This is a genomic window from Streptomyces sp. NPDC002580, from assembly GCF_042889485.1.
GTDB lineage: Bacteria > Actinomycetota > Actinomycetes > Streptomycetales > Streptomycetaceae > Streptomyces.
The window spans coordinates 1-24149 of sequence record NZ_JBIAQZ010000023.1 but is presented as its reverse complement, the minus strand read 5'-3'; the positions used below and the strand labels follow the sequence as shown (position 1 = coordinate 24149).

21 protein-coding genes and 6 pseudogenes are annotated in these 24149 nt (G+C 67.2%); 12 read left to right on the top strand and 15 right to left on the bottom strand.

Features of this window, described 5'->3' with window-relative positions:
* The first annotated feature begins 44 nt into the window (after positions 1–44).
* Together ACFYW7_RS37825 and ACFYW7_RS37820 are read left to right on the top strand one after the other, a co-directional pair.
* Positions 45–896 carry an IS5 family transposase gene (locus ACFYW7_RS37825; RefSeq protein ID WP_389511031.1) on the top strand — a complete coding sequence of 284 codons (852 nt, stop codon included), beginning with the start codon at positions 45–47 and terminating at the stop codon, positions 894–896.
* A gap of 65 nt (positions 897–961) precedes the next feature.
* Positions 962–1797: pseudogene (locus ACFYW7_RS37820) on the top strand (IS5 family transposase).
* Between the two features lie 8 nt (positions 1798–1805).
* Here the strand turns inward: ACFYW7_RS37820 and ACFYW7_RS37815 are convergent.
* From ACFYW7_RS37815 to ACFYW7_RS37800, 4 genes and pseudogenes are all read right to left on the bottom strand, one after another.
* Positions 1806–2575, bottom strand: a protein-coding gene (locus ACFYW7_RS37815; protein ID WP_389511029.1) for an IS5 family transposase whose coding sequence is annotated in 2 segments (ribosomal slippage) — positions 1806–2266 and positions 2266–2575 — 771 coding nt in all. Because the reading frame shifts where the segments join, the coding sequence is not laid out codon by codon here.
* An 89-nt stretch (positions 2576–2664) separates the two neighbouring features.
* Positions 2665–4094: pseudogene (locus ACFYW7_RS37810) on the bottom strand (NF041680 family putative transposase).
* A gap of 227 nt (positions 4095–4321) precedes the next feature.
* A complete protein-coding gene (locus tag ACFYW7_RS37805; RefSeq protein ID WP_389511027.1) occupies positions 4322–4831 on the bottom strand; it encodes a hypothetical protein in 510 nt (169 codons plus the stop codon).
* Positions 4832–4901: 70 nt separating this feature from the next.
* A pseudogene (locus ACFYW7_RS37800) lies at positions 4902–6376 on the bottom strand (NF041680 family putative transposase).
* A 331-nt stretch (positions 6377–6707) separates the two neighbouring features.
* On the opposite strand from ACFYW7_RS37800, the gene ACFYW7_RS37795 reads away from it, so the two are divergent.
* The 4 genes and pseudogenes from ACFYW7_RS37795 (at position 6708) to ACFYW7_RS37780 (ending at position 12324) form a co-directional block, all read left to right on the top strand.
* Positions 6708–7637 (top strand): S41 family peptidase, encoded by a 930-nt coding sequence (locus ACFYW7_RS37795; RefSeq protein WP_389511025.1) that lies wholly within the window; start codon positions 6708–6710, stop codon positions 7635–7637.
* A gap of 1081 nt (positions 7638–8718) precedes the next feature.
* Positions 8719–10080 (top strand): annotated as a pseudogene (locus ACFYW7_RS37790) (ISL3 family transposase); the annotation flags it as partial.
* A 368-nt stretch (positions 10081–10448) separates the two neighbouring features.
* On the top strand, positions 10449–10721 hold the full coding sequence (locus ACFYW7_RS37785; protein ID WP_389511023.1) for a hypothetical protein: 273 nt from the start codon (positions 10449–10451) through the stop codon (positions 10719–10721).
* Between the two features lie 70 nt (positions 10722–10791).
* The gene (locus ACFYW7_RS37780) at positions 10792–12324 is read left to right on the top strand and encodes an ISKra4 family transposase (RefSeq protein WP_389511021.1); all 1533 of its coding nucleotides are present in this window, start codon (positions 10792–10794) and stop codon (positions 12322–12324) included.
* Between the two features lie 72 nt (positions 12325–12396).
* Here ACFYW7_RS37780 and ACFYW7_RS37775 read toward each other — a convergent pair whose 3' ends face one another.
* A complete protein-coding gene (locus tag ACFYW7_RS37775; RefSeq protein ID WP_389511019.1) occupies positions 12397–12846 on the bottom strand; it encodes a hypothetical protein in 450 nt (149 codons plus the stop codon).
* 156 nt (positions 12847–13002) lie between these two features.
* Positions 13003–13628, bottom strand: a pseudogene (locus ACFYW7_RS37770) (IS630 family transposase); the annotation flags it as partial.
* A gap of 144 nt (positions 13629–13772) precedes the next feature.
* On the opposite strand from ACFYW7_RS37770, the gene istA reads away from it, so the two are divergent.
* A complete protein-coding gene (gene istA / locus ACFYW7_RS37765) occupies positions 13773–15407 on the top strand; it encodes an IS21 family transposase (RefSeq protein ID WP_389511071.1) in 1635 nt (544 codons plus the stop codon).
* Entirely contained in the window at positions 15404–16201 is a 798-nt protein-coding gene (gene istB, locus ACFYW7_RS37760; RefSeq protein WP_389511017.1) for an IS21-like element helper ATPase IstB, read from the top strand. Before istA ends, istB begins: the two co-directional genes overlap by 4 nt.
* A gap of 30 nt (positions 16202–16231) precedes the next feature.
* On the opposite strand, the gene ACFYW7_RS37755 is transcribed toward istB, so the two are convergent.
* The 3 genes from ACFYW7_RS37755 to ACFYW7_RS37745 form a co-directional block, all read right to left on the bottom strand.
* Positions 16232–16765: a pyridoxamine 5'-phosphate oxidase family protein gene (locus ACFYW7_RS37755; RefSeq protein ID WP_389511015.1), complete on the bottom strand. Its 534-nt coding sequence runs from the start codon at positions 16763–16765 to the stop codon at positions 16232–16234.
* 86 nt (positions 16766–16851) lie between these two features.
* Positions 16852–17619 (bottom strand): IS630 family transposase, encoded by a 768-nt coding sequence (locus ACFYW7_RS37750; protein ID WP_389511012.1) that lies wholly within the window; start codon positions 17617–17619, stop codon positions 16852–16854.
* Between the two features lie 69 nt (positions 17620–17688).
* Positions 17689–18282, bottom strand: a complete 594-nt coding sequence (locus ACFYW7_RS37745; RefSeq protein WP_389511011.1) for a hypothetical protein — start codon at positions 18280–18282, stop codon at positions 17689–17691.
* A gap of 227 nt (positions 18283–18509) precedes the next feature.
* On the opposite strand from ACFYW7_RS37745, the gene ACFYW7_RS37740 reads away from it, so the two are divergent.
* Complete coding sequence (locus ACFYW7_RS37740) at positions 18510–18944, top strand: hypothetical protein (RefSeq protein ID WP_389511009.1); 435 nt, start codon at positions 18510–18512, stop codon at positions 18942–18944.
* Positions 18945–19594: 650 nt separating this feature from the next.
* Positions 19595–20137, top strand: a complete 543-nt coding sequence (locus ACFYW7_RS37735) for a DUF6368 family protein (RefSeq protein WP_389511007.1) — start codon at positions 19595–19597, stop codon at positions 20135–20137.
* Positions 20138–20157: 20 nt separating this feature from the next.
* Here ACFYW7_RS37735 and ACFYW7_RS37730 read toward each other — a convergent pair whose 3' ends face one another.
* Both ACFYW7_RS37730 and ACFYW7_RS37725 read right to left on the bottom strand, forming a co-directional pair.
* A complete protein-coding gene (locus ACFYW7_RS37730) occupies positions 20158–20601 on the bottom strand; it encodes a transposase (RefSeq protein ID WP_389511005.1) in 444 nt (147 codons plus the stop codon).
* A 94-nt stretch (positions 20602–20695) separates the two neighbouring features.
* A pseudogene (locus ACFYW7_RS37725) lies at positions 20696–21496 on the bottom strand (ISL3 family transposase); the annotation flags it as partial.
* A gap of 101 nt (positions 21497–21597) precedes the next feature.
* Here ACFYW7_RS37725 and ACFYW7_RS37720 point away from each other — a divergent pair.
* Positions 21598–21774: a hypothetical protein gene (locus tag ACFYW7_RS37720; RefSeq protein ID WP_389511003.1), complete on the top strand. Its 177-nt coding sequence runs from the start codon at positions 21598–21600 to the stop codon at positions 21772–21774.
* Positions 21775–21793: 19 nt separating this feature from the next.
* Here the strand turns inward: ACFYW7_RS37720 and ACFYW7_RS37715 are convergent, their stop codons facing one another.
* The 3 genes from ACFYW7_RS37715 to ACFYW7_RS37705 form a co-directional block, all read right to left on the bottom strand.
* Entirely contained in the window at positions 21794–22171 is a 378-nt protein-coding gene (locus tag ACFYW7_RS37715) for a fic family toxin-antitoxin system, toxin component (protein WP_389511001.1), read from the bottom strand.
* Positions 22171–22410 (bottom strand): hypothetical protein, encoded by a 240-nt coding sequence (locus ACFYW7_RS37710; RefSeq protein WP_389510999.1) that lies wholly within the window; start codon positions 22408–22410, stop codon positions 22171–22173. The genes ACFYW7_RS37715 and ACFYW7_RS37710 overlap by 1 nt, the downstream gene beginning before the upstream one ends.
* Before the next feature lie 307 nt (positions 22411–22717).
* Entirely contained in the window at positions 22718–23149 is a 432-nt protein-coding gene (locus ACFYW7_RS37705; RefSeq protein ID WP_389510996.1) for a DUF5958 family protein, read from the bottom strand.
* Positions 23150–23239: 90 nt separating this feature from the next.
* Here ACFYW7_RS37705 and ACFYW7_RS37700 point away from each other — a divergent pair, with 90 nt between their 5' ends.
* Positions 23240–23368, top strand: coding sequence for a hypothetical protein (locus tag ACFYW7_RS37700; RefSeq protein ID WP_389510993.1), 129 nt, complete (start codon positions 23240–23242; stop codon positions 23366–23368).
* Between the two features lie 377 nt (positions 23369–23745).
* Here the strand turns inward: ACFYW7_RS37700 and ACFYW7_RS37695 are convergent, their stop codons facing one another.
* On the bottom strand, positions 23746–24048 hold the full coding sequence (locus tag ACFYW7_RS37695) for a DUF6896 domain-containing protein (RefSeq protein WP_389510991.1): 303 nt from the start codon (positions 24046–24048) through the stop codon (positions 23746–23748).
* Between the last annotated feature and the right edge of the window lie 101 nt (positions 24049–24149).

The following is a 24149-nucleotide window of genomic DNA, read 5'->3' as shown; positions in this document are numbered from 1 at the left end:
GGATGTTTTTGTGACTGCTGGCGTCGGTGGTCGTTGGGCGAGGCGTGAGTGTTCGTCGCCCGTATCGCAGTGATGTCTCCGACGCCCGCTGGGTCTTGATCGAACCGGTCTTCACCGCCTGGCGGACGAGACGGACCGGTCCCGGCACGGCTGCCCGCGTGCACGACCTGCGCGAGATCGTCAACGCGATCCTCTACGTCAACCGCACCGGCATCCCATGGGAGTACCTGCCGCACGACTTCCCGCCCTACAAGACTGTCTACGACTACTACGCGAAGTGGGAGGCCGACGGCACCACCCAGCAAGTCCACGACCTGTTACGGGACAAGACCCGTCGAGCTCACGGCCGCAGCGCGGACCCAACCGCGGCCGTGGTGGACGCGCAGAGCGTGAAGACCTCGGCGAACGTCGCCGAGACGAGCCAGGGCATCGACGCCGGCAAGAAGATCAAAGGACGCAAGCGGCACCTGATCACGGACACGCTCGGTCTGGTGCTGGCCGTCCTCGTCACCGCCGCGAACGTGCACGACACGACCGGCGGCAAGCTCCTGCTCGACGACCTCGCCGTGGCGCATCCCAGCGTGACCAAGGTCTGGGCCGACGGCGGTTACCAGAACAGCATCTTCAACCACGGCGCCCAACTGGGCATTGATGTCGAGGTGGTGCAGCGACCGCGGGAGAGGGGGTTCGAGCCACTGCCGAAGCGGTGGGTGATCGAGCGGACCTTCGGCTGGCTGATGCAGCACCGCCGCCTGGCGCGGGACTACGAAGCCTTGCCGCAGAGGTCCCGGACGATGATCCACTGGGCGATGGCTAACAAAATGTCCCGCGAGCTGACCGGAGAATCCACACCAACCTGGCGAATTGAAAAGGACATTCATCCCACAACAGCGTGAAAGCTGATCAGATGCCCTCTTAGAGGTCCTAACAGAAGCTGTTGATCATGTGACCTTCGGCTTGGATGGTCGTTGGTCCGAGTGTGGGAACACGTCAGTCGCGGCCGTGGATCGTGTCGGATGAACTGTGGTCGCTCATCGAGCCGTTGCTGCCCGAGCCGACACCGAAGCTGGTCGAGGGCAGACCTCGGGTCCCGGACCGGCAGGCCTTGTGCGGGATCCTGTTCGTGCTGCACACCGGCATCCAGTGGGAGTACCTGCCCCAGGAGCTGGGCTTCGGCTCGGGCATGACCTGCCGGCGGCGCCTGGCCGCCTGGAACGAAGCCGGTGTGTGGGATCGACTGCATCTGGTGCTGCTGAAACAGCTGCGGGCCGCGAAGCAGCTGGACTGGTCCCGGGCGGTGATCGACTCCTCCCATGTCCGGGCGGCACGAAGGGGCCCAAAAGCGGACCCAGCCCGGTCGACCGCGCACGGCCGGGCAGCAAGCACCACGTCGTCACCGACGCCCAGGGCATCCCGCTCGCGGCGTCGCTGACCGGCGGAAACCGCAACGACGTCACACAGTTGCTACCCCTGATCGACAAGATTCCGGCCGTCGCGGGAGTCGTCGGCCGGCCCAGGCGCAGACCCGATGCCCTCCTCGCCGACCGCGCCTACGACCACGACAAGTACCGTCGCCTGCTCTGGGACCGCGGCATCCGCCCGGTCATCGCCGAACGCGGCGTGGAACACGGCTCCGGCCTGGGCGTTTTCCGCTGGGTGGTAGAGCGCACGATCGCCTGGCTGCACGGTTTTCGCCGCCTGCGGATCCGTTGGGAGCGACGCGACGACATCCACGAGGCCTTCCTCGGCCTCGCCACCTGCCTGATCACTCACCGGCACGTCCAACGCCTTTGTTAGAAGTCATCTCATTTGGTGAGTCGGCGGTAGCAGATGAGGGTGCAGGCTATGGCGGCGAAGGCGAGGAAGTGTTCGGCTTTGCGCTCGTAGCGGCGGTGGAGTCTGCGGCAGCCGGCGAGCCAGGCGACGGACCGCTCCACGACCCAGCGGTGGCGGCCCAGGTGGGTGGAGGACTCGATGCCGCGCCGGGCCAGGCGATGGGTGATGCCCCGGCTGCGGAGCCATTGCCGCAGGTGGCGGTAGTCGTAGCCCTTGTCACCGTGCAGCTTGCCGGGCCTGCGGCGGCGCGGACCGCGTCGTGAGCGAATCGGCGGGATACCCCGCACGAGCGGCTCCAGGCCCTGACTGTCGTGCATGTTCGCACCCGAGATACCCACCGACAGGGGCAGCCCGGTCCGTTCGGTGATCAAGTGGATCTTCGACCCGTACTTGCCGCGATCCACAGGATTCGGACCTGTCAGATCCCCTTTTTCAGGGCCCGCATGTTCACCGAGTCGATCACACAGCGGGACCAGTCCAGCTCCCCGCGGGAGCCGAGTTCGTCCAGGACCAGGCGATGGAGCTTCGCCCACACCCGGGCCTTGGACCACTCGGCGAAACGTCGGTGGGCTGTCGCTCCCGAAGGTCCGAACGAGGCGGAGGGCAGCTGCTGCCACGTGCAGCCCGACGTGGCCACGAACACGATCGCGGCCAGCACCTCCCGATCCCCGTGCCGACGCCGACCGCCTCCCTGAGGCCGGCTCGGTGCTTCCGGCACCAGCCGCTCAACGATCCCCACACCGGAAGCCTACCGAATACTCCAAATGAGATGACTTCTCAATGACGTCCGCAACGGTCCCGCCCGCAGTGTCACCCTGAGCTTGTCCTTTATGGTGTGGGGTGATCACGTGCGGTGATACTGCCGGGACGTTTGACGGTTTTTCCCACGTCGTAGCGGGGTGCTTGTCGCCAGTTCTTGGTACCGGGGCCTGGCCGGTTGGGTTTGGGTGCACGGGTCGGGCAGGGCAGGTCCGGGCGGATTTCCCTGAACCCGCGGCGGACACGGGCGGGGGTGAGCCTGCCCGGCTCGGCGGGCTTCTCCCAGGGGTGGCGGAGGTCGGCGACGACCTTACGGACGAGCCGGAGCTGGGTGTGAGCGGAGATGAAACCAGGCCCGCCGGTCCGCCGCCTCGGGGGTGCGGAGTTTCGGACGGGTCCAGCCCATCGTCTGTTCGATCCTTCTTAAGGTGTGCTCGAGATCGAATCTGCGCAGGAACGCCTGCCAGCGCAGGTCGACGTCCTCGCCCGGCAGGCCGGTGGCCGAGGACCACAGCCAGATGGGAAGCGGGTCGTGACCGCCGGGCAGGTGGTCCACCTCCAGACGGATCAACGTGCGCTCGATCACGGGAAGTTCACCGCTGTGGTCGATCCAGGCCGAGGGGGTGGTCAGCCTGGGATGGATGCGGTCCCAGGCTCTGGCACGGGCGGTGCCGCAGCGGTCGGTGACCTGCACTGTCGCGGTATCCGGGTCGTCCCAGGTGTCGGGCTTGGCAAAGCGGAACTCCTTGCCGTGCTTCGGGGGCCGGCCGCCTTGTGGCGGTGAGATCCACGGAACGGGGACCGGCTTGCGCATCACGCGGTCCGTTCGCATCCGGCCGAGGACTTCCACCGGTAGTTCGGCCAGGGGATGGCCATGCGCGGAGCGTCGTAGCCGGCGTCGAAGACGACCAGGATGTCGCGGTCTCCTGTTCTCCAGCGGCCCATGTCGATGAGGTCGGCGATCACACGGCTGACCTGGCCGGCGGTGGTTTCGGCGACATCGTCGGCGGACCCGAGCCGGACTGCGTCCAGCAGCTGCCACCACGAGGTGCGGCCCGACTCCAGTACGGCGACGAACGAGCAGGACCAGCGGGCACGAACTGGTCCGCGGAGCGTCCGCTGCGGCCGTAGACATGACAGAACAGCCGGTCCGGGCAAGTCGGGGCGTCAGGCCGGAGCCAGTGGGTGACGTCGACGGCCAGGACCGGACGCCCGTCGGCGGCCTCGGGCTGCGGCAGCCCGGCCAGCACCTGCCGCAGCCTGGACACATCCACTTTCCCGGAGTTCAGGGCCTCGTACATCGCGCCGTACCCGCGACGGCGCTCGGCCGTCAGCGTCAGATCCACCGGCGCCCGCACCGGGCCGTCCGCACACAGCAGCGCGTCGGTCAGCTCGAACAGCGTGTCCCCGCGCGTGCTCAGGCAGTCGAAGAAGTCGTCCCGAAAGCGTGACGCCACCGCCAACGCTTCCTGCCGGACGTCGTGACGCGGCAAACTCATACCCCCACGGCCTTCGTGCTGATCAAGTGCCTCTGCGACGGAGCACAGGATCAGACGGAGGCCGTGTCACCGTCTGCGAAATCCTCGTACGAGGAAGCACGTCCGGGTGTCATTCGAGGTCACACCATAAAGGACAAGTTGAGCTTGCGTTTTAACCTCTGTCTCGATCAGTTTTTTTGACTGGTCGAGGCAGACAAGAGAGCTCGCACGGAGCTGAGTGCCAGCTCTCAATCTCCATGCGACACACCGAGGTCGTGGCGCATAGCGGTTCTCATAGTGCGGAGCATCTCCCAGACCTCGTACTGGGCCTGGGCCGCGGTCTCCATCGTTTCGCCTGGTTCGGGGGCACCGCGTTCGAGGCGCTTGACCTGACCGTAGACCTTGTTCAGGGCTTGGTTGACGACACTCGCTCGCCTGAGTACTACTTCGGGGGCGATCATCTGTGCTTCGGAGTATCGATCGCGGTGCGCGTTCTTCGCTTCCTCAAGTGCGTCACTGTCGGCCTCCTCCACGCCGCGTTCCCTCATGACGTGCAGGTGGCGGTTGAGTGCGGTGGTGAACTGCCGAGCATCCCGGTTGAGTTCCACATAGCAGGTGCGTCGCAGCGAACGGGCCTCGCGAACATCCTCATGGTCTCGAACGAGTTCTATCTCCAGGCGCTTCGCTCGTTCGGAGCCGCGCTGGGTGAGTAGCGCCCCTCCCAGGGTTCCTGCGACGCCTGCGACAGCGATGATCACTGAGCTGAGATCCACCGGCGTACCCCGTGAAATTCTTCGGCCTCGTGCCCGCTGCACATGGCCCAGGCCGTCAAGTTTGCCGCTCCTCGGTGCGCCGGGGTTCGGTGCCCTTCTTGTGGTGGGCGGGGCGGCTGTATGCCTCGCCGGTGGCCAGGACTCTGCCCACGTCATGACGGGTGGCTGGGCGGCGGTTCTTCGAACCCGGCGGCCGGCCAGGCCCCGGACGAGACGGTTTCGGTGCACTGGCCGGGGAGCCGGTCTTCGTGCACAGGTTCCTGAACCCCCTGCGGACCCGGGCGGGCGTGAGCCTGTTCGGCGGAGCCGGTTCTCCCACGGCCGCCGGAGATCGGTGGCCAGCGGCCGCGCGAGCCGGAGCTGGGCATAGGCAGCGATCACCAGCCACGTCCACTGGTCGGCAGCCTCCGAGCTGCGGAGACGGGGCTTGGTCCACCCAAGTGTCTGCTTGAACAGGCGGAAAGTGTGCTCCAGGTCGAAGCGGCGGAGGAAGAACTGCCAGCAACGGTCGACATCGGCCTTGGTGGCGGCGGTGCCCGACCACCACAGCCAGAGCGGCTTGTTCACCCCGCCGCTGGGCAGCTTCTGCACGGTCAGGCGGATGACGGTGCCTTCGATGATGGGTAGCGGTCCGTCATAGTCGATCCATGCCTCCCGGCGGGTGAGCCGCGGGTGCAGGCGGTCCCATGCCTGCGCGGTCGCCTTGCCGTAAAGGCGGGTGTCGGTGGTCGTCACGGCCTGCTCAATACCCCACGTGGAGGGATCACCGAAGACGAACTCGCTTCCGTGCTTGGGTGGTCGGCCGCCCTTGGGGTCGTAGGCCCGCGGCGGTGTCGGCCGGCGCATGACTCGGTCGGAGCGGAGTCTGCCGAGGATCTCGACGGGCAGATCGGTCAGCAGGTGGGCGATGCGGGGTGCGTCGTATCCGGCGTCCAGCACGACCAGGACGTCCGGATCGCCCGGCTTCCACTGGCCGGCGGTGACGAGCCGGTCGACCAGCTCGCGGATCTGGACCGTGGTCACCGCGGCAACGTCAGCGCCGGGCTTCAGACGAACCGCGTCCAGCACCACCGTCCACGACGTCCGGCCGGTCTCCAGCGCAGCCACAATCGAGTACGGCCAGCCCGGGACCATCTGATGCTTGCCCTCACCGCGACCGAAGGTGTGGCAGAAGGACCGGTCAGCACAGGTGTTGGCGTCCGGCCGCAGCCACGGCGAGACATCCGCGGCCAGGACGATCCGACCATCCGCCGCCCTCGGCAACGGCATCCCGGCCAGGGCCCGGCGCAGCCGGACGATATCGATCCGCCCCTGCTTGAGGCCGTCGTAAAGAGCCCCGTGCCCGCGGTGGTGCTCAGGCGCGAGTGCCAGGTCGACGAGCGTCCGCACCGGTCCGTCCGTGCACACCAGCGCGTCGCATAACTCGAACAGCGCGTCGCCCCGTGCGGTCAGACACGCGTACAACTCCGTCCGGAAGCATGACACTTCCGCGAACGCATCCCGCAGGACGTCCTGATACCCCAAACTCACGACCACGGCCTTCGCGCTGGTTCCTCTGCCTCTGTGACGGAGCACAGGATCAGACGAAGGCCGCCTTCACGTCCGCTGAACTGCGGAAAAGCTGGTCAAGTTCGAGTCCCGTTCGACGCCAGACCTTAAATGACAAGGTGAGTGCTTGTTTCTCATCTGTGGTCTCATCAGCGGGTGATCGTTAAGGTTAGGGTTGCGTCTTGTGACGAGAGCCTGGGGACGGATGGGTCTGGAACGTTCGTTGCGCATGCCAGCATGTGCGGTACTGGCCGGAGTGGTCGTCGCAGCGACGGGATGCACAAGCGGTGCACAGGATTCGGCTGGTGACGACATGGCCCCCGCGGCGCGGACGTACTTGTCGAAGGCGCTGAGCCTCATGGAAGAGCACTCTTTGCTCCGTCACCAGATCGACTGGGACAACCTTCGAAGCAAGGCGTTCTCGCAGGCCCGCGGGGCCCAGAAGCCCGCGGACACCCACGGGGCGATCGAGTCGGCGTCGGGAGCTCTGGGCGACCGGCACAGCACCTTCTGGAGCCCGGAGCAGAGCAAGGAAACCCTGGACTCCTCGGCGCCTTCCTCCGACCCGCCGCAGGCCCGTTCCCTGAAGAACGGCATCGGGTACGTCACGCTGCCCGGCGTGGACGGTTCCCAGAAGACGTACGACCTGTACGTACGGCAGGGCCGGGCCGCCGTGGCGAAGGCGGACGGCCCAGGAGCCTGCGGCTGGGTGGTGGACCTGAGGCCGGAGACGGGCGGCGGCATGTGGCCCGTGCTCGCCGTGGCGGGGTCGATCCTGGGCGACGGCACGGCGGGTATGTTCGTCGATGCAGACGGCAAGAAGTCAGTGTGGTCGATCAAGAACGGTGCCCCGTACCTGGACGGCAGGTCGCAGGGCTGGAGCACCGGCGGACGGCCCCTCGCCACCAGCAGGCTACCGGTCGCCGTCCTGACCGGCCGGCGGACGTCCAGCGCGGGCGAGGCGGTCGCGGTGGCCTTCCGCGGACGCACAGATACCCGCTTCTTCGGCGAGCCCACCCTCGGCGTCCCGACGGGAAATGCCTCCTACCGCCTGTCCGACGGAGCCACGCTCTTCATCACAGGCGTCAAGGACGCGGACCGCACGGGCCGCACCTACGACGAGGCGATCCCGCCGGACGAGGAAGTCATCAAGGACCCCCGCCCAGTGGCCCGCCACCAGGACGCCGTCCTGGACGCAGCCCAGAACTGGCTGAACAAGCAGGCCGCCTGCCGACAACGGTGAACCACTGTGCGGTCACTTCGAAGGTTCGTGGCTGAGAGTCAGGCCCTCCGGGGCGGTCAGTCGCCGGCAGCGGCCGGTTTCCTCGGCCAGCTGGGGATGGCGCCCTTCCGTGCGAGACGCCTGGTCATGAGGGTGATGGCGGCCCACGTGATCAGCGTTTCCGATTCTCTGAACTAGCGACGCTGGGGGAACCTGGCTGGCCGCTGCTGCGCCAGCCGAGGAAAAACCGATGGCGCCGTGGTGGATACCTGCGGTACGAGTGGGGACATGGCCAGAAGCGCCCACCATATTCGCCGAAACGTTGCCAGCTCTGGGCAGGCACCTTCGCGTCCCTGGAGCCCGTGGAGGGCCGTCCTGGTGCGCGAGCTCCGCTACAGCTCCCAGCGCTTGCGCTCAGCCGCGCTGGAGGGGCGGCGCCCGTTGCCACAAGAGGTACGGCGGTCTGTTGCCGTGTACTCCTTCGCCCGCAGTGATACGCGAGGAGGGGCGGTGGCCGCTCTCGCGTACTTTGAGGAGCGGCGCGCTCGTCAAATGACACGACGTCAGCTGGATCTGGTTCGAACGGGAATGGCGCCGGACATCGAGATCGAGCCTGGACGCCACCGGCACAGCGCCCGCTGGCTTGCCTAACTGCGGTTGATCGGCACGGCTGCCGTCGTCGGGTTGTGGCTAGAGTTGCGCCGGTGACAGCGAGACGGGGCCGATGGCCGAAGATCGACCAAGACAGTGGCATCGAGGACGCGGTACTCCTCATCCTGGAATGGTTGGGCGAGCAGGGTGTGGGCGCCGCGATCAGGGTGGACGCTGAGAGGCTGCGGGACCAGAAGCCCGCATGGACGTTCACTGCTGGTGGGATCACGCGATGGCCGGCGACGAGCTGCGCGATGTGCGGCGGCATTCCGTTCATGACTGCTTCCGTGATGAAGATTCTTCGGAAGTCGTGCGGCTGCATAGTCAGCGGCTCGCCGCTCGCGTCGGTCGGGACTGTCAAACGAGTGGCTCTGTCACGTAATCGGCGGTGACGAAGCGTGATCAGCATCGTTGACATCGCATGCGAGACGTCAACTCCCTTGTGGGGACTGTGTTTTCAGGGTTGTCGGCGCTGGTTGTCGAGGACGTGGTGGACGAGGGCGAGGTGATCCACGTGTCGGCGCGGACCCGCCAGGAGTCAGTACCGTGCCCGATGTGCGGGACGCCGACTGTGAGAGTGCATGGCTTTCATGGACGTACGGTGGCCGACGTACCGATGGACGGCCGTCGGGTGGTGTCGGTGCAGGTGCGGCGCCTGGTCTGTACTGTGCTGGGCTGCCCTCGGCAGACCTTCCGCGAGCAGGTCCCCGGACTGTTGGAGCGGTACCAGCGCCGCACGACCCGCCTGGCTGGCCAACTCGGCTTCATAGTCAAGGAGTTAGCGGGCCGGGCGGGCGCCCGCCTGTCGCGATGCCTTGCTGTCGCGATCTCCCGCTCGTCCGCACTGCGGATGCTGACGCGGCTGCCCCTGCCGCCGCTGCGCGTGCCAAGAGTACTCGGCGTCGACGACTTCGCTCTGAAGCGGCGCCATCGCTATGCCACCATCCTCATCGACGTCGAGACCGGCGAACGGATCGACGTACTGCCCGACCGCAGCGCTGACACACTCGAGCGATGGCTGCGCGAGCATTCCGGCGTCGAGATCATCTGCCGCGACGGCTCGGGGGCCTACGGCGAGGCGATCCGCCGGGCTCTGCCCGGCGCGGTGCAGGTCAGCGACCGCTGGCACATCTGGAAGAACCTCTGTGACAAGGCTCTGGCCACCGTCCGCTCCCACAGCTCGTGCTGGGCCACCGCCAACACGCCGCGTCCCGCAGGCGTGCACGAGCAGACCACCCGCGAGGGCTGGCACCAGGTCCATGACCTGCTCCGCAGGGGTGTCGGCCTGCTCGAATGCGCCCGCCGCCTCAACCTGGCTCTCAACACGGTCAAGCGCTACGCGCGGACCCGGGAACCCGAAAACTTGCGCCGAGCCCCTCGCTATCGGCCCACCCTGGTCGACCCCTACCGGGAACATCTTCGCCGACGCCGTTCGGAAGACCCGGCCGTCCCCGTCAAGCAGTTGTTCCGCGAAATCAAGGAACTGGGTTACACCGGCAGCCTCAATCTCCTCTACCGATACATCATCCAGGGCCGGGCCGAGGGCGACCGGCCCGTCACCACCCCACAGCGCCTGACCCGCCTTCTACTCACCCGCCCCGGCAACCTGCGGGACAATGACGTCGCACTCCTTGGTGAACTCACTGCCGCCTGCCCCGAGATGACCGCCCTCGCCAAGCTGGTCCGCGAGTTCGCCGCACTCCTGTCCCCGGCCTCAGGCAACGAGACGGCGCTCACGAAGTGGATCACCGACGTGCGTGCCACCGACCTGCCCTACCTGCACGCCTTCACCAACGGCCTCGAACTCGACCGGATGCAGTTCTTCTGGAGTGAAGGGTTGATCTGGGAGAACGCTGCTCGGTGCTGTGCCGGGGCCTGCTCGTCTCTACCGTGGTGGTGGAGGAGGGCTGCTGATGGGTTCGCTGTTCGAGGAGTTGGAGGCTCGCGAGGCGGCTGCCCGGGTGCGGGTGGAGGAGTTGGAGGCCGAACTCGCTTCGGTGTCTGCCCGGTTGGAGAGGTCCCGGAAGGATCTGGAACGGTTGCGGATCACGCGCGAGACGGTCATCGAGGTGCTCGCCGAGATGACGTCCGAAGCCCCTGCTGCCCCGTCGGCTGCGGGTGAGTCGTCTGCCGGTGACGCGGTGGGCTCTGCCTATGCCGGTCTCACGGCAGGTGATCGGGGTGCTGACGGTGCCGAAGTGGCAGCCCGGGATGAAATCGGACGTGCTGCCGTCGGTGTACCGGGACATTCTGGAGGTGGTGGCGGATGCGCCGGGGCCGGTCCGCGCCAAGCAGATCGTGCCGAGGATCGGGCTTCCGGCCGAGACGGGGAAGATCAAGGGCACGCGGTCGAAGCTGAAGCGGCTGGTCGAGCGGGGCTGGCTGGACGAGGACACTCCCGGCTTGTTCACGGTGGCCCGCCGCCGGGCCGGCGTTTCGCCCGACTCCCGCTGAAAACAGGGCTCTTCCGCCTACATTCGAAGGTGCGACCTATATCGGATGCAGGACGAGAAGAGCCCTGGAGATGAAACCGTACGACACTCATGCCGCCGCTGACCTCTTTGCCCGCTCGATCAGCGCCTTCGAGACGCTGACAGGCACCCTGTCAGGCGGCGATGCGAGCCGGTGGACCCACGCTGAACTGGAAGAACACCTGGAAGCTGCCGGGCGGGAACTGCTGCGCCTGCTGCTGCAGGACCACCTGGACCTGCGCGCCCGGCGTGAGGAGGAACAGGTCCGTTCCGGTGCCGGGCCGGTCGTGGTCGGGCCGGAGGGGCGGGTGCGGCCCTGGCGGGAGACCGGGCACGCCCGCTGGCTGGCCGGTGTCTTCGGGCTGGTCCGGGTCACCCGGGTCGCCCACCGGGGTCCCGGCATCGGCAATGTCCATCCCGCCGATGCCGCGCTGTCGCTGCCGGCGGGGCGGCACTCGATGGGCTTACGGCGGCTCGCGGTCACCGAAGCCGTCCGCGGCTCGTTCGACCAGGCCCACCATGCGGTGACCGGCCGTTGCGGGAACGTGCTGGGCAAACGCCGACTCGAAGAACTCGTGGTCGCAGCCGCGGCCGACGTTCACGCCTTCTACCAGGCCAGGATCCCGGTCCCGTGCAGCCCCGAGATGCCACTGGTGGTCCAGGTGGACGGCAAGGGCGTGGTCATGCGCCCGGAGGCTCTGCGGGAGGCCACCCGCCGGGCCGCGGCGAAAGCAGCCAGCGGGCATCGCGGCCGGCTCGCGCCCGGCGAGAAACCGAACCGCAAGCGGATGGCGACCGTGGCCTGCGTCTTCGACACCCGACCGGCGCCCAGGCGCCCGCACGACGTGATTCACCCGCCCGGCGGCCGCAGCGACGACCGCCCTGCCCGCAGAGGGCCGAAAGCGGAGAACAAGTGGTGCACCGCCTCCCTGGTCCGCCCGCCCGAGCAGGTCATCGCCGACGCCTTCGACCAAGCTCAGGCCCGCGACCCCAAGCACCTGCGGCCCTGGATTGTCCTGGTCGACGGAGCCCGCCACCAGCTCGACCTGATCGCCGCCGAGACCGACCGGCGCGGGATCACGGTCCACGTCCTGCTGGACTTCGTCCACGTCGCCGAATATGTCTGGGCTGCCGCGCATGCCTTCCACAAGCCCGGCACCCCCGAGGCCGAAGCCTGGGCCGCCACCCACCTGACCACGATTCTCGCAGGTCAGGCCGCTCGCTCCGCCGACGAGATGGCCGCCCAGGCCGGCCGGGAACGGCTACCTGCCGTCCGGCGCGAGGCGGTAGCCGCCTGTCATCGCTATCTGACCGGCCACCTCGACCAACTCCACTACGACACGGCGCTGGTCAACGGCTGGCCCATCGCCACCGGCGCGGTCGAAGGAGCCTGCCGCCATCTGATCGCCGACCGGCTCGACATCACTGGCGCCCGCTGGGGACTCGCCGGAGCCGAAGCTGTCCTACGACTCCGCACCCTGGTCGCCAACGGCGACCTCGAGGACTACTGGCACTACCACGGGCACCGCGAACACCAGCGGCTCTATCCCATACCCCACCAGCAGGAATACGGACTCACAGTCTGATCAGGAGCCACACAACCGTCCCCCGTCTCGACCTCCCCCTGGCCCTGGCAGGGCAAGGGTTGCAGGCTTCCGTCAGACACAGATCCAGCAGTAGAGGCGATGCCCTCGCTCGACCGCCCGGCTCGCCAGGTCGGCGGCCTGCTCGAGGAACTCCGCAAGACCGTCCGGATCCGGCGGCGTGGGAAACACTTCCGATGCGGCCCATGCCCGGGCCACGTCGTGCAGTGAACCTTGATCAACGTCGGCAAGTGCGTCACGCAGGGCATCTGTTAGCGACAAACACACCAATTGCCCCTCTTCGGCCGTCGCCAGCAGCTGGCCATGCCGCGGGTCCGCCTGGATGGTCTCAGCCGACCGACCCGAAAGGATCACCTCCGCTGGCAGCAGGTCGAGGGTCGGATCCATACCGTTGACGTCAAACCCGTCATAGCCCGTCGCGGTCGGTTCGTCGCCTTCGCGTATCACGGCCCGGACCGCGTCGTCATCGTCAGCAGCAGCGAAGTAGCCATAGATAACTCCCATGCGGCGATCTTGGCACCCGCCCCTGACACCCGCTCTCGATCAGCCCTTCACTCCAGAGGAACCGCACCCCCAGGACATTGTGGCCTTGCACCGCGACCTGCTGGGCTCCTGGGTCAAGGGCGCTCACCTAGTGTGATGCGCCTGAAATCCTGATGCTTAGTCCTGTTCGGTTTTCTGGCCGGTGGTTCCGACCTTGGTGAGGTAGTCGGCGAGGGAGTTGAGGATCTCGTCGGCGGTCTTGGTCCAGGTGAAGGGCCGTGGGTTCTCGTTCCAGGTGTCGATCCACGCGGTGATGTCGTCCTCCAGAGCCTTCACGGAGGTGTGGATGCCGCGGCGGATGAGCTTGTCGGTGAGTAGGCCGAACCACCGCTCGACCTGGTTCATCCAGGAGGAGCGGTGGGAGTGAAATGGATGTGGAATCGGGGGTGTTCGGCGAGCCATGCCCTGATGTCGGCGGTGTTGTGGGTGGCGTAGTTGTCACAGACGAGATGCACGTCGAGGCCGGTGGGCACGGCCTTGTCGATCCGGGTCAGGAACTTCTTGAACTCGATCGCCCGGTGGCGTCGGTGCAGTGCCGATATGACGGTGCCGTCGGCGATGTTGAAGGCGGCGAACAGGCTGGTGATGCCGTGCCTCAGATAGTCGTGGGTGCGGCGTTCGGGCATGCCCGGCATCATCGGCAGCACCGGCTGGAACCGGTCCAGCGCCTGGATCTGGGACTTCTCGTCCACGCAGAGCACGACCGCCTTCTCGGGCGGGTGGTGGTACAGGCTGGCTTTATCGAGCAGTAGCAACGTCACTTGTCGACGGGTTTGGGAGGCGCCCAGAACCACGGTCGGGTGATGTTGATGAGTTCGGGAGGCACTGAGGTTCTTGCCAGGGCAGCATCGGGATGCTCCTGGTGAAAGGTCCTGGTCATGCCGCAAATGTCGAAGGTCGAGCTGTACGCGGCGATCCGGCGTGACCATCGCGGCGGCATGTCGATGCGGGAGCTTGAGCGCAAGCACGGCGTGACGTGGCGGACGGTACGGAAGGCGTTGGACTCGTCCTGGCCGGAGCCTCGTAAGAAGCTGCCTCCCCGGGCCACCATGCTGGACCCGTACAAGCCGGTGATCGACGAGATCCTGCGGGCGGATCTGGACGCGCCGCGCAAGCAGCGGCACACGGTCACCCGGATCTTTCACCGGCTGGTCGAGGAGCACGGGGCGGACGTCTCCTACGGGGTGGTGCGCTACTACGTCGCGGGCCGGAAGCCCGAGATCCTGGTCGAGTCCGGCAAGGCGCCGTTGGAAGCATTCGTCCCGCAGACACACCTGCCCGGTAATGAAGCGGAGGTCGACTTCGGTGACGTGACGGTGCGCCTGGGCGGCGAGCTGGTGACCTGCTACCTCTTCTCCTTCCGGCTGTCGTACTCGGGCAAGGCCGTCCACCGCGTGTTCGCCTCCTGTGGCCAGGAAGCCTTCTGCGAAGGCCACGTCCACGCACTGCGGACCCTGGGCGGGGTCCCGCGCACCAAGGTCCGCTACGACAACCTGAAGGCCGCCGTCGCCAGGGTGCTGGGGCAGAGCCGCGGAAGAGTCGAGGCCGACCGGTGGATCGCCTTCCGCTCGCACTTCGGCATCGAAAGCTTCTACTGCCGGCCCGGCATCGAAGGCGCCCACGAGAAGGGCGGAGTCGAGGGGATGATCGGCTACTTCCGCCGCAACCACTTCGTCCCCGTCCCCGAGGTCTCCTCGCTCGCCGAGCTGAACGAGATGGTCGAGCAGTGGGACCGGCAGGACGACGCCCGCCGCATCGGCTCCAGGCCCAAGACGGTCGCGGAGTACTTCGCACTCGAACAACCGCTGCTGATGCCGCTGCCCGAGGAACCGTTCGAGACGGGCCGACTGTTCACCCCGCGAGTCGACCGCTACGGCCAGATCCCGGTCCGCACCAACCGCTACTCAGTCCCGATCCGGCTGATCGGCAAACGCGTGCGCGTCGTGTTGCACGCCTCTCACCTGGTGGTTTACGACCAGGACGTGGAAATCGCCCGGCATGAACGGTTGATCGCGAAAGGTGCCGTCCGTCTGGACCTGGACCACTACCTGGAAGTCCTGGTCCGCAAGCCCGGCGCCTTCCCTGGCTCCACAGCCCTCGAACAGGCCCGCTCGGCAGGCAGGTTCACCCCGGTCCACGACGCCTGGTGGGATCAGGCCCGCAAGATGCATGGTGAGCGGGACGGCACTCGGGCTCTGATCGAGGTACTCCTGCTGGGGCGTCATCTGCCCCATGAGCATGTCGTCGCCGGCCTGGCTGCGGCCCTGCGGGCCGGGGCGATGACCGCGGACGCGGTCGCTCTGGAAGCCCGCAAGGCCGCCCAGGCGGAGACCGAGCCCGCCCCCGCAGCGGACCGGCTGGCTCCTGGCGAACCGTCGGCGACGGTGACGTCCCTGCACGAGTGGCGGCTCGCGCACCTTCCTGCGGACACCAGACCGCTGCCCTCGGTGGCCCCCTATGACCAATTGCTCCGACGCCGTCGCACCAGCGGCGGCGACCACCGTGAGGGAGAAGCACAGTGACCCTGCCCCGCCAGCGAGGCTTGACCGAGCAGGCCGCCGACGCCGCGATCGACAGCGCCTGTCGTCTTCTGCGGCTGCCGTCGATCCGCAACGAGTTCTCCGACATCGCCGACCGGGCGATGAAGGACCAGATGACCTACCGGGGCTTCCTGGCTGAGCTGCTGATGACCGAGTGCGACGACCGGTCCCGCCGCCGTTCGGAGAGGCGGATCAAGGCAGCCGGATTCCCGCGGGAGAAGTCGCTGCGGGCGTTTGACTTCGACGCGAACCCCAACATCGACGCGGCTACCATCCACACGCTGGCCAGCTGTGAATGGATCAAGAAGAGCCAGCCGCTCTGCCTGATCGGAGACTCGGGCACGGGCAAGTCCCACATGCTCATCGCCTTGGGCACCGAGGCCGCAATGAAGGGCTACCGCGTCCGCTACACGCTGGCCACGAAGCTCGTGAACGAGCTGGTCGAAGCGGCCGACGAGAAGCAGCTGAACAAGACCATCGCCCGCTACGGCCGCGTCGACCTGCTCTGCATCGACGAGCTCGGCTACATGGAACTGGACCGCCGCGGCGCCGAACTTCTCTTCCAGGTACTGACGGAACGCGAGGAGAAGAACAGCGTCGCCATCGCCTCGAACGAGTCCTTCGGGGGCTGGACCAAGACCTTCACCGATCCCCGGCTCTGCGCGGCCATCGTCGACCGCCTCACCTTCAACGGCACCATCATCGAGACCGGCACCGACTCCTACCGCCTCGCCAGCACCCGAGCCCGGGCCGAGGAACCCGCCAAAGCCGGCTGACTGCCCCGAGAATCGGCCAGAATTGCCGGACTACCGGCCCGGCTCAGTCCAGAACTGACGCGGCGCGAAACCCTCGCGCCGCAACCAGTGCTCGGTATAGACGATCCGCTCGGCCTCGATCACGACGAGAGGGCCCGACTGGGGTTCGTCGAGAGAACGCGACCGCTCGACATGGTCGGACTGCCATCGGAATGCCGGCCAGTAGTGCTCGAAATCGGGGTCATCCTCAGACAACACGCGAGCTCGCCCGAAGAGTTGAGCCCCTCGGCTGCTGGCCTGCCCGACCAGCGGAGCGAAGATCCCCACCGACACCCGGGGGTCGGCGGCGAGGTTCCTCATCTTCGGAGAACCGGGAGCCGTGCTGAACATCACCGCGAAGTCGAGATGGAAATACCGCACCGGCGTCGCGAGCGGCCCTTCCGGCCCTGCCGTCGCGAGCACACACATGTTCTGCGACGACAGCAGGTTGAGTATTCGTTCTTCCAGACGCTCTCGATCGAGCCGCTTCTTCGGTGACGGGCCAGCCAGCCACGGGTTGGTCACAGGCATGATCGAGTATCCCATGCCCCAACCCTTGGCTCTCCAAAGCCAAGGCAGACACGGCCGTCAGCCGTGCCGTCATAACTCGTCGACAGCTCCTCAGCCATTGATCACCAACTGCCGCCGCAAGTCATCGACAAACGCTGTCGCTTGAAGTGAACGAAGCCATACAGGCCGACCACGTCGACGACCTTCGCGACGAACTGCGGATCGGTGGACAACTTGAAGGAGTCCTGCAGGTGGGGCTTGAGGCCGAATCGCTTCCAGATCCGCCCGATCGTCGACTTCGACAGGCCCGTGCGCTGGGCCATCGAGGCCCGTGACCAGTGCGTGTCCTGGCCCGGGAGCGACTCCAGGGTGGCCACGACGACCTCCTCGACCTGATCGAGGAGGACCGAGGGCGGCCGGCCCGAGCGCGGCTCGTCATGCAGACCGTCAAGGCGTTTCGCGATGAACCGGGCCCGCCAGCGGTCCACGGTCGACCTGTCGATGCCGAGGTCGGCCGCGGTCTGCCGGTTCGTCCCACCCTCCGCGCAACGCAGCACGATCTTGGCCCGTAACGCGAGGAACTGAGCGGTCTTTGCCTGCCGCGCCCACTGCTGCAACTGCCTGCGCTCGGCGTCATCGAGGACCAGGTCGGCCTTCGGCCGGCCGATCCGGCCTGCGTCCTCAAGCCCAGCCATCCGCTCCGCGGCGAAGGCCCGACGCCACTTGCCGACCGTCTTGGCCTGGACACCGACAAGCCGTGCCACACCAGCGTTCGACATGCCGTCCGCGCACGCCAGGACGATGCGGGCCTTCTCGGCCGAGCGCCGGTGCGGCAATTCCGTCCAGCGCACCAACTCGGCACGCTCGGCCTCGGACAGTGTGATCTCCACAGCAGAAGGCCCGGTATGCGACATTCCAACAGGGTAGTAACTAAGCATCAGGATTTCAGACGCATCACACTAGAGAGGTGGCGAATCCGAATCCGGGCGGCGCAGCTCCCGTACGGGCAGCACGGTAGGCGTCCACTCTTGGCGCTCGGCGTTCCAAATCAGATCCTCAAGCTGCTGTGAGCGAGAGACGGTTGCCAGCCAGCCGGCCTGCGTCCACCGAACGAGGGCTTGAGTGTTCGAACCTGCCTCCAACTGATCGAGGGTCATCGTGAGCAGCAGTGGAAGGGCCCCCTCGGGCATGGCGACATCGACCTGAATCCGCGTCTTTCCCGAAATCGATGTCAGGAGCATCGAGGCGCGATTATCTGGGCGCGGCGGAATCCGGCGGCGCAGCAACCTTCTGAGTCGAGTTCGTGTCGCGTCATCCAGTCGTTCCCCGGCCCGCGTGCCCACCACAGTCGCCACAGCTTGCAGGAATGGGGCGAGCGCAACGGTGGCGACAGCCCACACCGCCAAGTCGCCGACCTGTTGACCCTCTTCCAAGGTCCTGAAGCCGTCGCTGGTGATCAGCCTGTAGGTCGCCGCGAAATCTGTCTGTTCCGAATCGTCTTGGATCAGGAAACGGTTGAAGCCCTTCGGCAACCGCTGACGCTCTTCGGGCACGGAACGCTACCTTTCGACCACCTTGCGTGTGCTGGCGAGCCTAGCGAGGTGGCGGACCGGCATGGTCCCGATTGCCCGAACTCAGGTAGCGCCGTGCTGGGCGGGGCAACAGGCCCCCGACCGCCATCGCGGTCCGGGGCTCGCGCTGCGCCCCGCTCCTCCAATGGTGATGGTCGTTTGCCCAAGGCCCAGTCGACGCCCACGCCGGACCGCTAGCGTGTCGGACCATGACCCGCAGGACCAGCAGGGAACTCATGGCGTGGCAGCCTCCAGTCGGCTGGCGCGAGCTGAGCGGCGACCAGCGACGGGCGCACATGGAAGACCACGGCATGGCCACACCGCACCGGCCCTCCGACTGGGACACTCTTGGACGAGACCAACGCGCGGCCTTCCGGGCATGGCACGACAAGATCTTCGACGACACCCCCGAGAAGCGAGCCGCCACCGAACGGGAACACAGGGCAGAAATGACCGGCTGGTGGCTGCTGATGGCCTGGTGGTCCCTCTGTCTGCTCGTCGCACTCGGCATCCTCTGGGGAAGGGGCGACCTCATCGAGGGGGTAGGGATGCGCATCGGACTGTCGGTCTTCGTGACCGCCGGGTACGCCTTCGCAATCTTCGTTCCGATGTTCATCGCTAAACCCACTCGGTCTCGCGACTGAGTGCTCAACGGTGGTGCACGAATTGGACCTGGAAGCACGGCTCGGCGAACGCTGGTGCCCGTCTTTCCTTGCGCATGCCCAAGCGAAGTGACAGTTCTTCACTAGAACCTGACACCACGCGAAACGGCGACGAACGAGCGGTGACCTCAGCCCGGGTACCGTCAGGCACCGCTCAGGGGTTCGCACCGGGACGATGCCTGGCGGCCGAGTGGTATCGGACGCCTGACGGTGTGGCTGGCGGCTGTCAGACAACCGCGCCTCGTACCGTCGCCTGTGTCCGGCCGCGACAGGACGGCGGGGCCAGGTGGTCCCGCGCTGTTCGCACGCCGCGCGGGACCACCGACACCAACCGAGCACCTCAGAGCCGGGATTCCGGAATGAGGGGCAGATTCCGCCCCGCTGTCAGAGACTGCGGTCCTCATCCAAGATGGCGGCCGCCTGCGTAAGGAACCGTTGACGCAGGCCAGGGTGAACTCCTTCCCCTGCACTGACGAGAGTGCCCAGGCTGGTACCCGGGCCCAGCCCTTCGAGGGTGAGCCGCAGGTTGCTGTTTGTAAGCACTTCTTTGGGGGTCTGGCACAGGTTCCGTGACGCAGACACGCTGAGTAATCGGTTGGGGATGACAATCCCGGCTGGCTAGGCTCCCGGCTATGAGCGGACCGGTGCTGGTCATCGAGTTGGCGGAGGCCGTCCCCCTTGAGGCGATCCAGCGGCTCCGCGGGTTTCTTGTGCGTTCCTCAGCACGTTTCGAGGAGAAGCGGGTCGGCGAGTATGACGTGAACATTCACGCGGATAGCCTCGGCATTGCGGACACTGGGGGCGTCGATGGACGTCGACCCGTCATGGTCTCGCTCCTGGGGCCCGGCATCGGTGACGAGGCCATTTTCGAAGCCGAGCACGCCGACGAAGTCGACCAAGAGCCTCTTATCGGCTTCACCCCGACCCACGCCGTCGATGTCATCGCGTTCTGCAACAGACCAGTTGATCACGTGGTCACGGCCCTCCTGACAGCCGAGGTCATAGACGTGATCGGTGGCATCGCCAACGTCGAACTGCGCGAGGACCAGGTGCCCATCGTGGCTGGTCTTCCGGGCATCGTCGCAACGATGACCGACCCATGGCCCGCCGTGTACGGCTCGGCGGAGTTCCTCAGAGCATGGGCTCAACAGCCCGGCTTCCGGCTCTTGAAGTAACCGGAACCCATCCAGCCGACTCACGCGAGTAGTACCCGCTTGCGCAGCAGGTCGAAGCCAGCGCGGCCGAACATTTGCCGCTTCAGCATCTTGATCCTGTTGACTGCACCTTCCACCGGTCCGGAGTTCCAGTGGGTGGTCAGTCCGGCGGTCACGGCGTCGAAGTCGCTCTGCAGGCCGACGGCGAAGGTGCTGATACCCGGCAGGCCGGCTCGCATGGCGTCGGTGATCCACTCTGGTAGGCGGGCTCCGTCGAGCGTGGTGAGCATCTCCGCAAACGAGCTGATCAGGGCTGCCGCCTTCTCCAGTTCCGGGCACCGTGCGAGGACGGTCTTCCGGGCCTGCTGCTCCTCCTGGTCGAGGGTGGCTGGGTGCCTGGTGAGCCAGCCGGTGACCTTCCGGATGGACGGAGGTGCGGGCGCCGGCGACACGCTGCCGACGGCGGGCAAAGCCCGCGGACCCACTCACACACAGTGGAGTAGCTGCCGCGGAAGCCGCGTTCGGCGAGCTCGCGGTGCAGCGTGAGGACCGTGACGCGTCCGTTGGTCTCGGCCCACCTCAGCTCCAAGTGGCCCTTGAACGGGTCGAGTTTGCTGACCCGTGGACGTTTCTCGCCCTTGACCATGTCCTGCCAGAGGGTGGCGCGGGCGTATCGCTGGACGGTGTGCCGGCCCCAGCCGAGATGTCGTGCGATTTCCCGCAGTCCCATGCCCTGGCCGAGCAGGTCGTGGACGAGAGCGTGGTGGGCGCGAGCCCGCTCGGCGAACTTTCCGGACGGTTCGTCGTCCTCCTGGTCCTGCTCGATTGGCGTCTCCCACTCGGCTCCGAGACGGGTATGGCGGGCGGGAGGTCCCGCAGGCACGGCCGGTGGGCGGCCACCGTCTTCTCGACCGCCTTGGCGAGGTTCTGCCACAGGTGGAACCGGTCGGCAACCTGTTTGGCCTGCGGCGCCGCGGTGGTGGAGGCGTCGGCATAGGCTCCGGACCGGTCCCGGCAGATCACCTCGATCTGCGGGTGCCGGGCCAGCCACGGCACCAGGGTTTCGGTGTCCCGCTCGGGCAGCAGGTCGAGAACCCGGTGGGTCTCGGCGTCTATCACCACGGTCCCGTAGATATGGCCGCGGCGCAGGGCGAAGTCGTCGACGCCGACCGCTCGCGGCGTGGCGGCAGGTGGGTCCGGCCGTTCCATGACCCGACGCAGCAGCGTGGTGCGGCTGGTGGTGATCCCCATATGCCCAGCCAGCCGGGCTCCGGCCCGGCCTGCCAGGGCCAGGCCGATCGTGCCCAATGCCGACCGGAGCCGCTCGGTGGTCTGACCATGACGGCGGGTCAGCCCAGGCACCTGCTCAGCGAACGTCCGCCTCGGGCACGACGCGGGCTCTGGCGGAGAAGCACGGAGTCCATCGGCGCACGGTGCGCCAGGCGTTGACCTCGGCGGTTCCGCCGCCGAGGAAGAAACCGGTGCCGCGGACGTCGGTTCTGGACCCGGCTAAGGGCTGGATCGACGCGATGCTGCGGGAGGACCGCACCGCACCGCGCAAGCAGAAGCACACCGCCCGGCGGATCTGGCAGCGCCGAGCCTTCCACCATGCCCTGTGGCGGGCGGGCCTGCTCCCGTCGCCCAAGCCTCGCGGATGAAGGGCGGCGGCTGCGGGTGTCAGGTGGTGGTGGGCCAGGTGCGCAGCAGGGCGGCGATCTTCCCGGCGGTGCAGGCGGGGTCCAGGAGCAGGTCTTTGAGGGCGATGGCGTCCTGGCGGGCGGGTTTGACGGAGATGCCGGCGGCTTCGAGGTACATGACGCCGGAGGCGGCGGCGACGGCCATGTTGGAGCGTTCCAGCCAGCGGCAGCGGCCCAGGGTGTGGACCAGGGCGGCGGCTTTGGCGTAGGGGCCGTCGTAGACGGGTTGTTCGAAGAGGTCGGCGCGGTGGCGGGCGACCGCCGAGACGGGAACGCCGTAGTCGTCGGGAGCCGGGTCATCCGCTCCGGCGGCTTCGGCGACCTGCAGGATCCAGGGAACGTCGATGTGCAGGTTCATCAGGCCGCGCGTGCTCCCCGGGGTGTCTGCTGGGTGTTCTCTGCTTCGTCGAAGACGCTCTGGTGTTCGGCCAGGAAGCGGGCGGCCGCGTCCACCGCGCGGGCGCGCAGGCCGCTGGTGTCGTCCTGGACCAGGCGGGCGAGGTAGTCGCCGATGCTCAGGCCCAGGTCGGCGGCTCGTTTCTTCGCGAGTTCCGCCACGTCCTCATCCACGCGCGCGCCCAGCTGTGTCTTCGCCATACCCGCATGGTAACAGTTGTTACCATGCGATGGGAGCCGCAGCGACGGGAGCGCCGCTCTCCTGCGTCCAGTCCCCGTCGAAGAGCATGGCGACCAGCTGCGCGTGACCGGCCCCGAGCTGTCCGGCGCGATGCTTGGTGCGGGCCTTGGCCAGCCAGACAAGGGGACGAGGCGTGCCCGGGACCATCCGGCGGGCCGCCCTCGCTCACACCAGGGCCCAAGCCGAACGAGCCCAGGTCAGCTGACCGCGCGCCACACTAGAGAGTGCGCCGGACAACCAGCCCAGCCAGAGCCGGAGCGGCCGATGCTACGGCTGCTCGGTCGCCGCCGGCAGGTTGTGCCATGCATGTCCGCAGTCGCCTTTGCAGTACATCGTGCGGCGGCGAGTGTCAGCAACGGCGAACACGGAAACAAGGACGCGAAACGCCTTGACGTGCTCGGTGGAAGGGAGGCTCGCGAACCCGTAGCGGGGCGGATCCATACAGATCATCACCGAGGGGTTGGCCGTGGGCTTCACACCGGACCGCGCCACCCCCGCACGGCCGTCCGCAGCTGTGATGTGCGCCTGCATCGCATAGCTGGCGACTTCCTGCAGAACCTCCTGCCGACGCGCCGGGGCGAGGCCGGAGAACCAGCCCGTGCCATCGTCCAACGTGCGGAGCCCTTGGGCGATTTCGTTGACGACCCCCTCAGTTTCGCGCCGGAGGGTGCGGCCATCGTCGCTGCTCGGTCCGGTCATCGCTGAATGATTTCACGGCTCCGGTTCCGGGCGAAGGCTGGTATCCGCACCCGAGACAGTGGGCTGCGCAGCGCTGTGCTGCCTCGGCAAGTGACCCACGGGGACAAGTCGAGTGTCGGGCTGCTGTCCATGTCGGTGGGCGCCTACGCCAGGGCGGTCGAGACGGCGCCCTCGGTCGTCCAGTCGCCGTCGAAGAGCGTGGCGACCAGAAGGGTGTGAGCTTCGGAAAATTGGCCGTCACGGTGTTTGGTGCGGGCTTTGGCGAGCCAGGCGCCGATCCTGACGGTGTCGCCGTCGACGCGGATCTCCTCCCGGGAGGCGGGGCGCGGCCTTCGCGGTGAAGGAAGAGTTCCAGGAGCTGGACGGTCCCCTCGAAGCTGCGGCAAACCCGGCGGGCGAGGGTGAGCGGGTTGGTGTCGGGGTGAGGCGGAGCGCGGTCATCATCTGCTGCTGGCCGGGGGTGAAGGTGGGCCAGGTGGTGAGCTGGCGGTGCAGCCATGAGCCGATCTTCACCCCGGGCAGGATGCGCAGGAGCTGTCGGACACCCCACAGACCCTGCCGACGAGGATCACCGACCGCCAGCCGACACGCCGATCTCATGCTGAAGCCTCGGCCACGCTGAACCACCCTGGCCGCACCTCGATCAGCAGGGGCTTCAGCGACTCCACCGCGGTCCGCAAGTTCTGCTCCGTGGGGTCATGAGGCTCAGGCAAACTCCGCCCGTAGCAGCGCAGCCGCCAGAAATCGAAGGTCTCCCTGCCGTCGGCCGCGAAGTCCACGTCGATCTCGGTGCCGTTGTCGCTGATGAAGAGGCAGCCTGCTCCGTGGACCTGGTAGGAGTAGGTACCGATTTCGCCGCGCCGACTGATGATCCGGTGCGAGCGAACCAGGCTGAGCACATCCCTTAAGACCGTGTCCTACGTGGTGAGGCGTCGTTGACCTCGGTATGGGGCGGGGTGCGTGGAGTTGGATTGTTCCGGACGGGCTGTGGGAGATCGCG

Excerpts from the sequence above, each read along its gene's own strand:
- ACFYW7_RS37780 (WP_389511021.1), top strand. The coding sequence starts at position 10,792 with ATGAAACCGTACGACACTCATGCCGCCGCTGACCTCTTTGCCCGCTCG.
- ACFYW7_RS37755 (WP_389511015.1), bottom strand. The coding sequence starts at position 16,765 with ATGGGATACTCGATCATGCCTGTGACCAACCCGTGGCTGGCTGGCCCG.
- ACFYW7_RS37705 (WP_389510996.1), bottom strand. The coding sequence starts at position 23,149 with ATGACCGGACCGAGCAGCGACGATGGCCGCACCCTCCGGCGCGAAACT.
- ACFYW7_RS37775 (WP_389511019.1), bottom strand. The coding sequence starts at position 12,846 with ATGGGAGTTATCTATGGCTACTTCGCTGCTGCTGACGATGACGACGCG.
- ACFYW7_RS37795 (WP_389511025.1), top strand. The coding sequence starts at position 6,708 with ATGGCCCCCGCGGCGCGGACGTACTTGTCGAAGGCGCTGAGCCTCATG.
- ACFYW7_RS37715 (WP_389511001.1), bottom strand. The coding sequence starts at position 22,171 with ATGAACCTGCACATCGACGTTCCCTGGATCCTGCAGGTCGCCGAAGCC.
- ACFYW7_RS37735 (WP_389511007.1), top strand. The coding sequence starts at position 19,595 with ATGAGCGGACCGGTGCTGGTCATCGAGTTGGCGGAGGCCGTCCCCCTT.
- istA (WP_389511071.1), top strand. The coding sequence starts at position 13,773 with ATGTCGAAGGTCGAGCTGTACGCGGCGATCCGGCGTGACCATCGCGGC.
- ACFYW7_RS37740 (WP_389511009.1), top strand. The coding sequence starts at position 18,510 with ATGACCCGCAGGACCAGCAGGGAACTCATGGCGTGGCAGCCTCCAGTC.
- ACFYW7_RS37710 (WP_389510999.1), bottom strand. The coding sequence starts at position 22,410 with ATGGCGAAGACACAGCTGGGCGCGCGCGTGGATGAGGACGTGGCGGAA.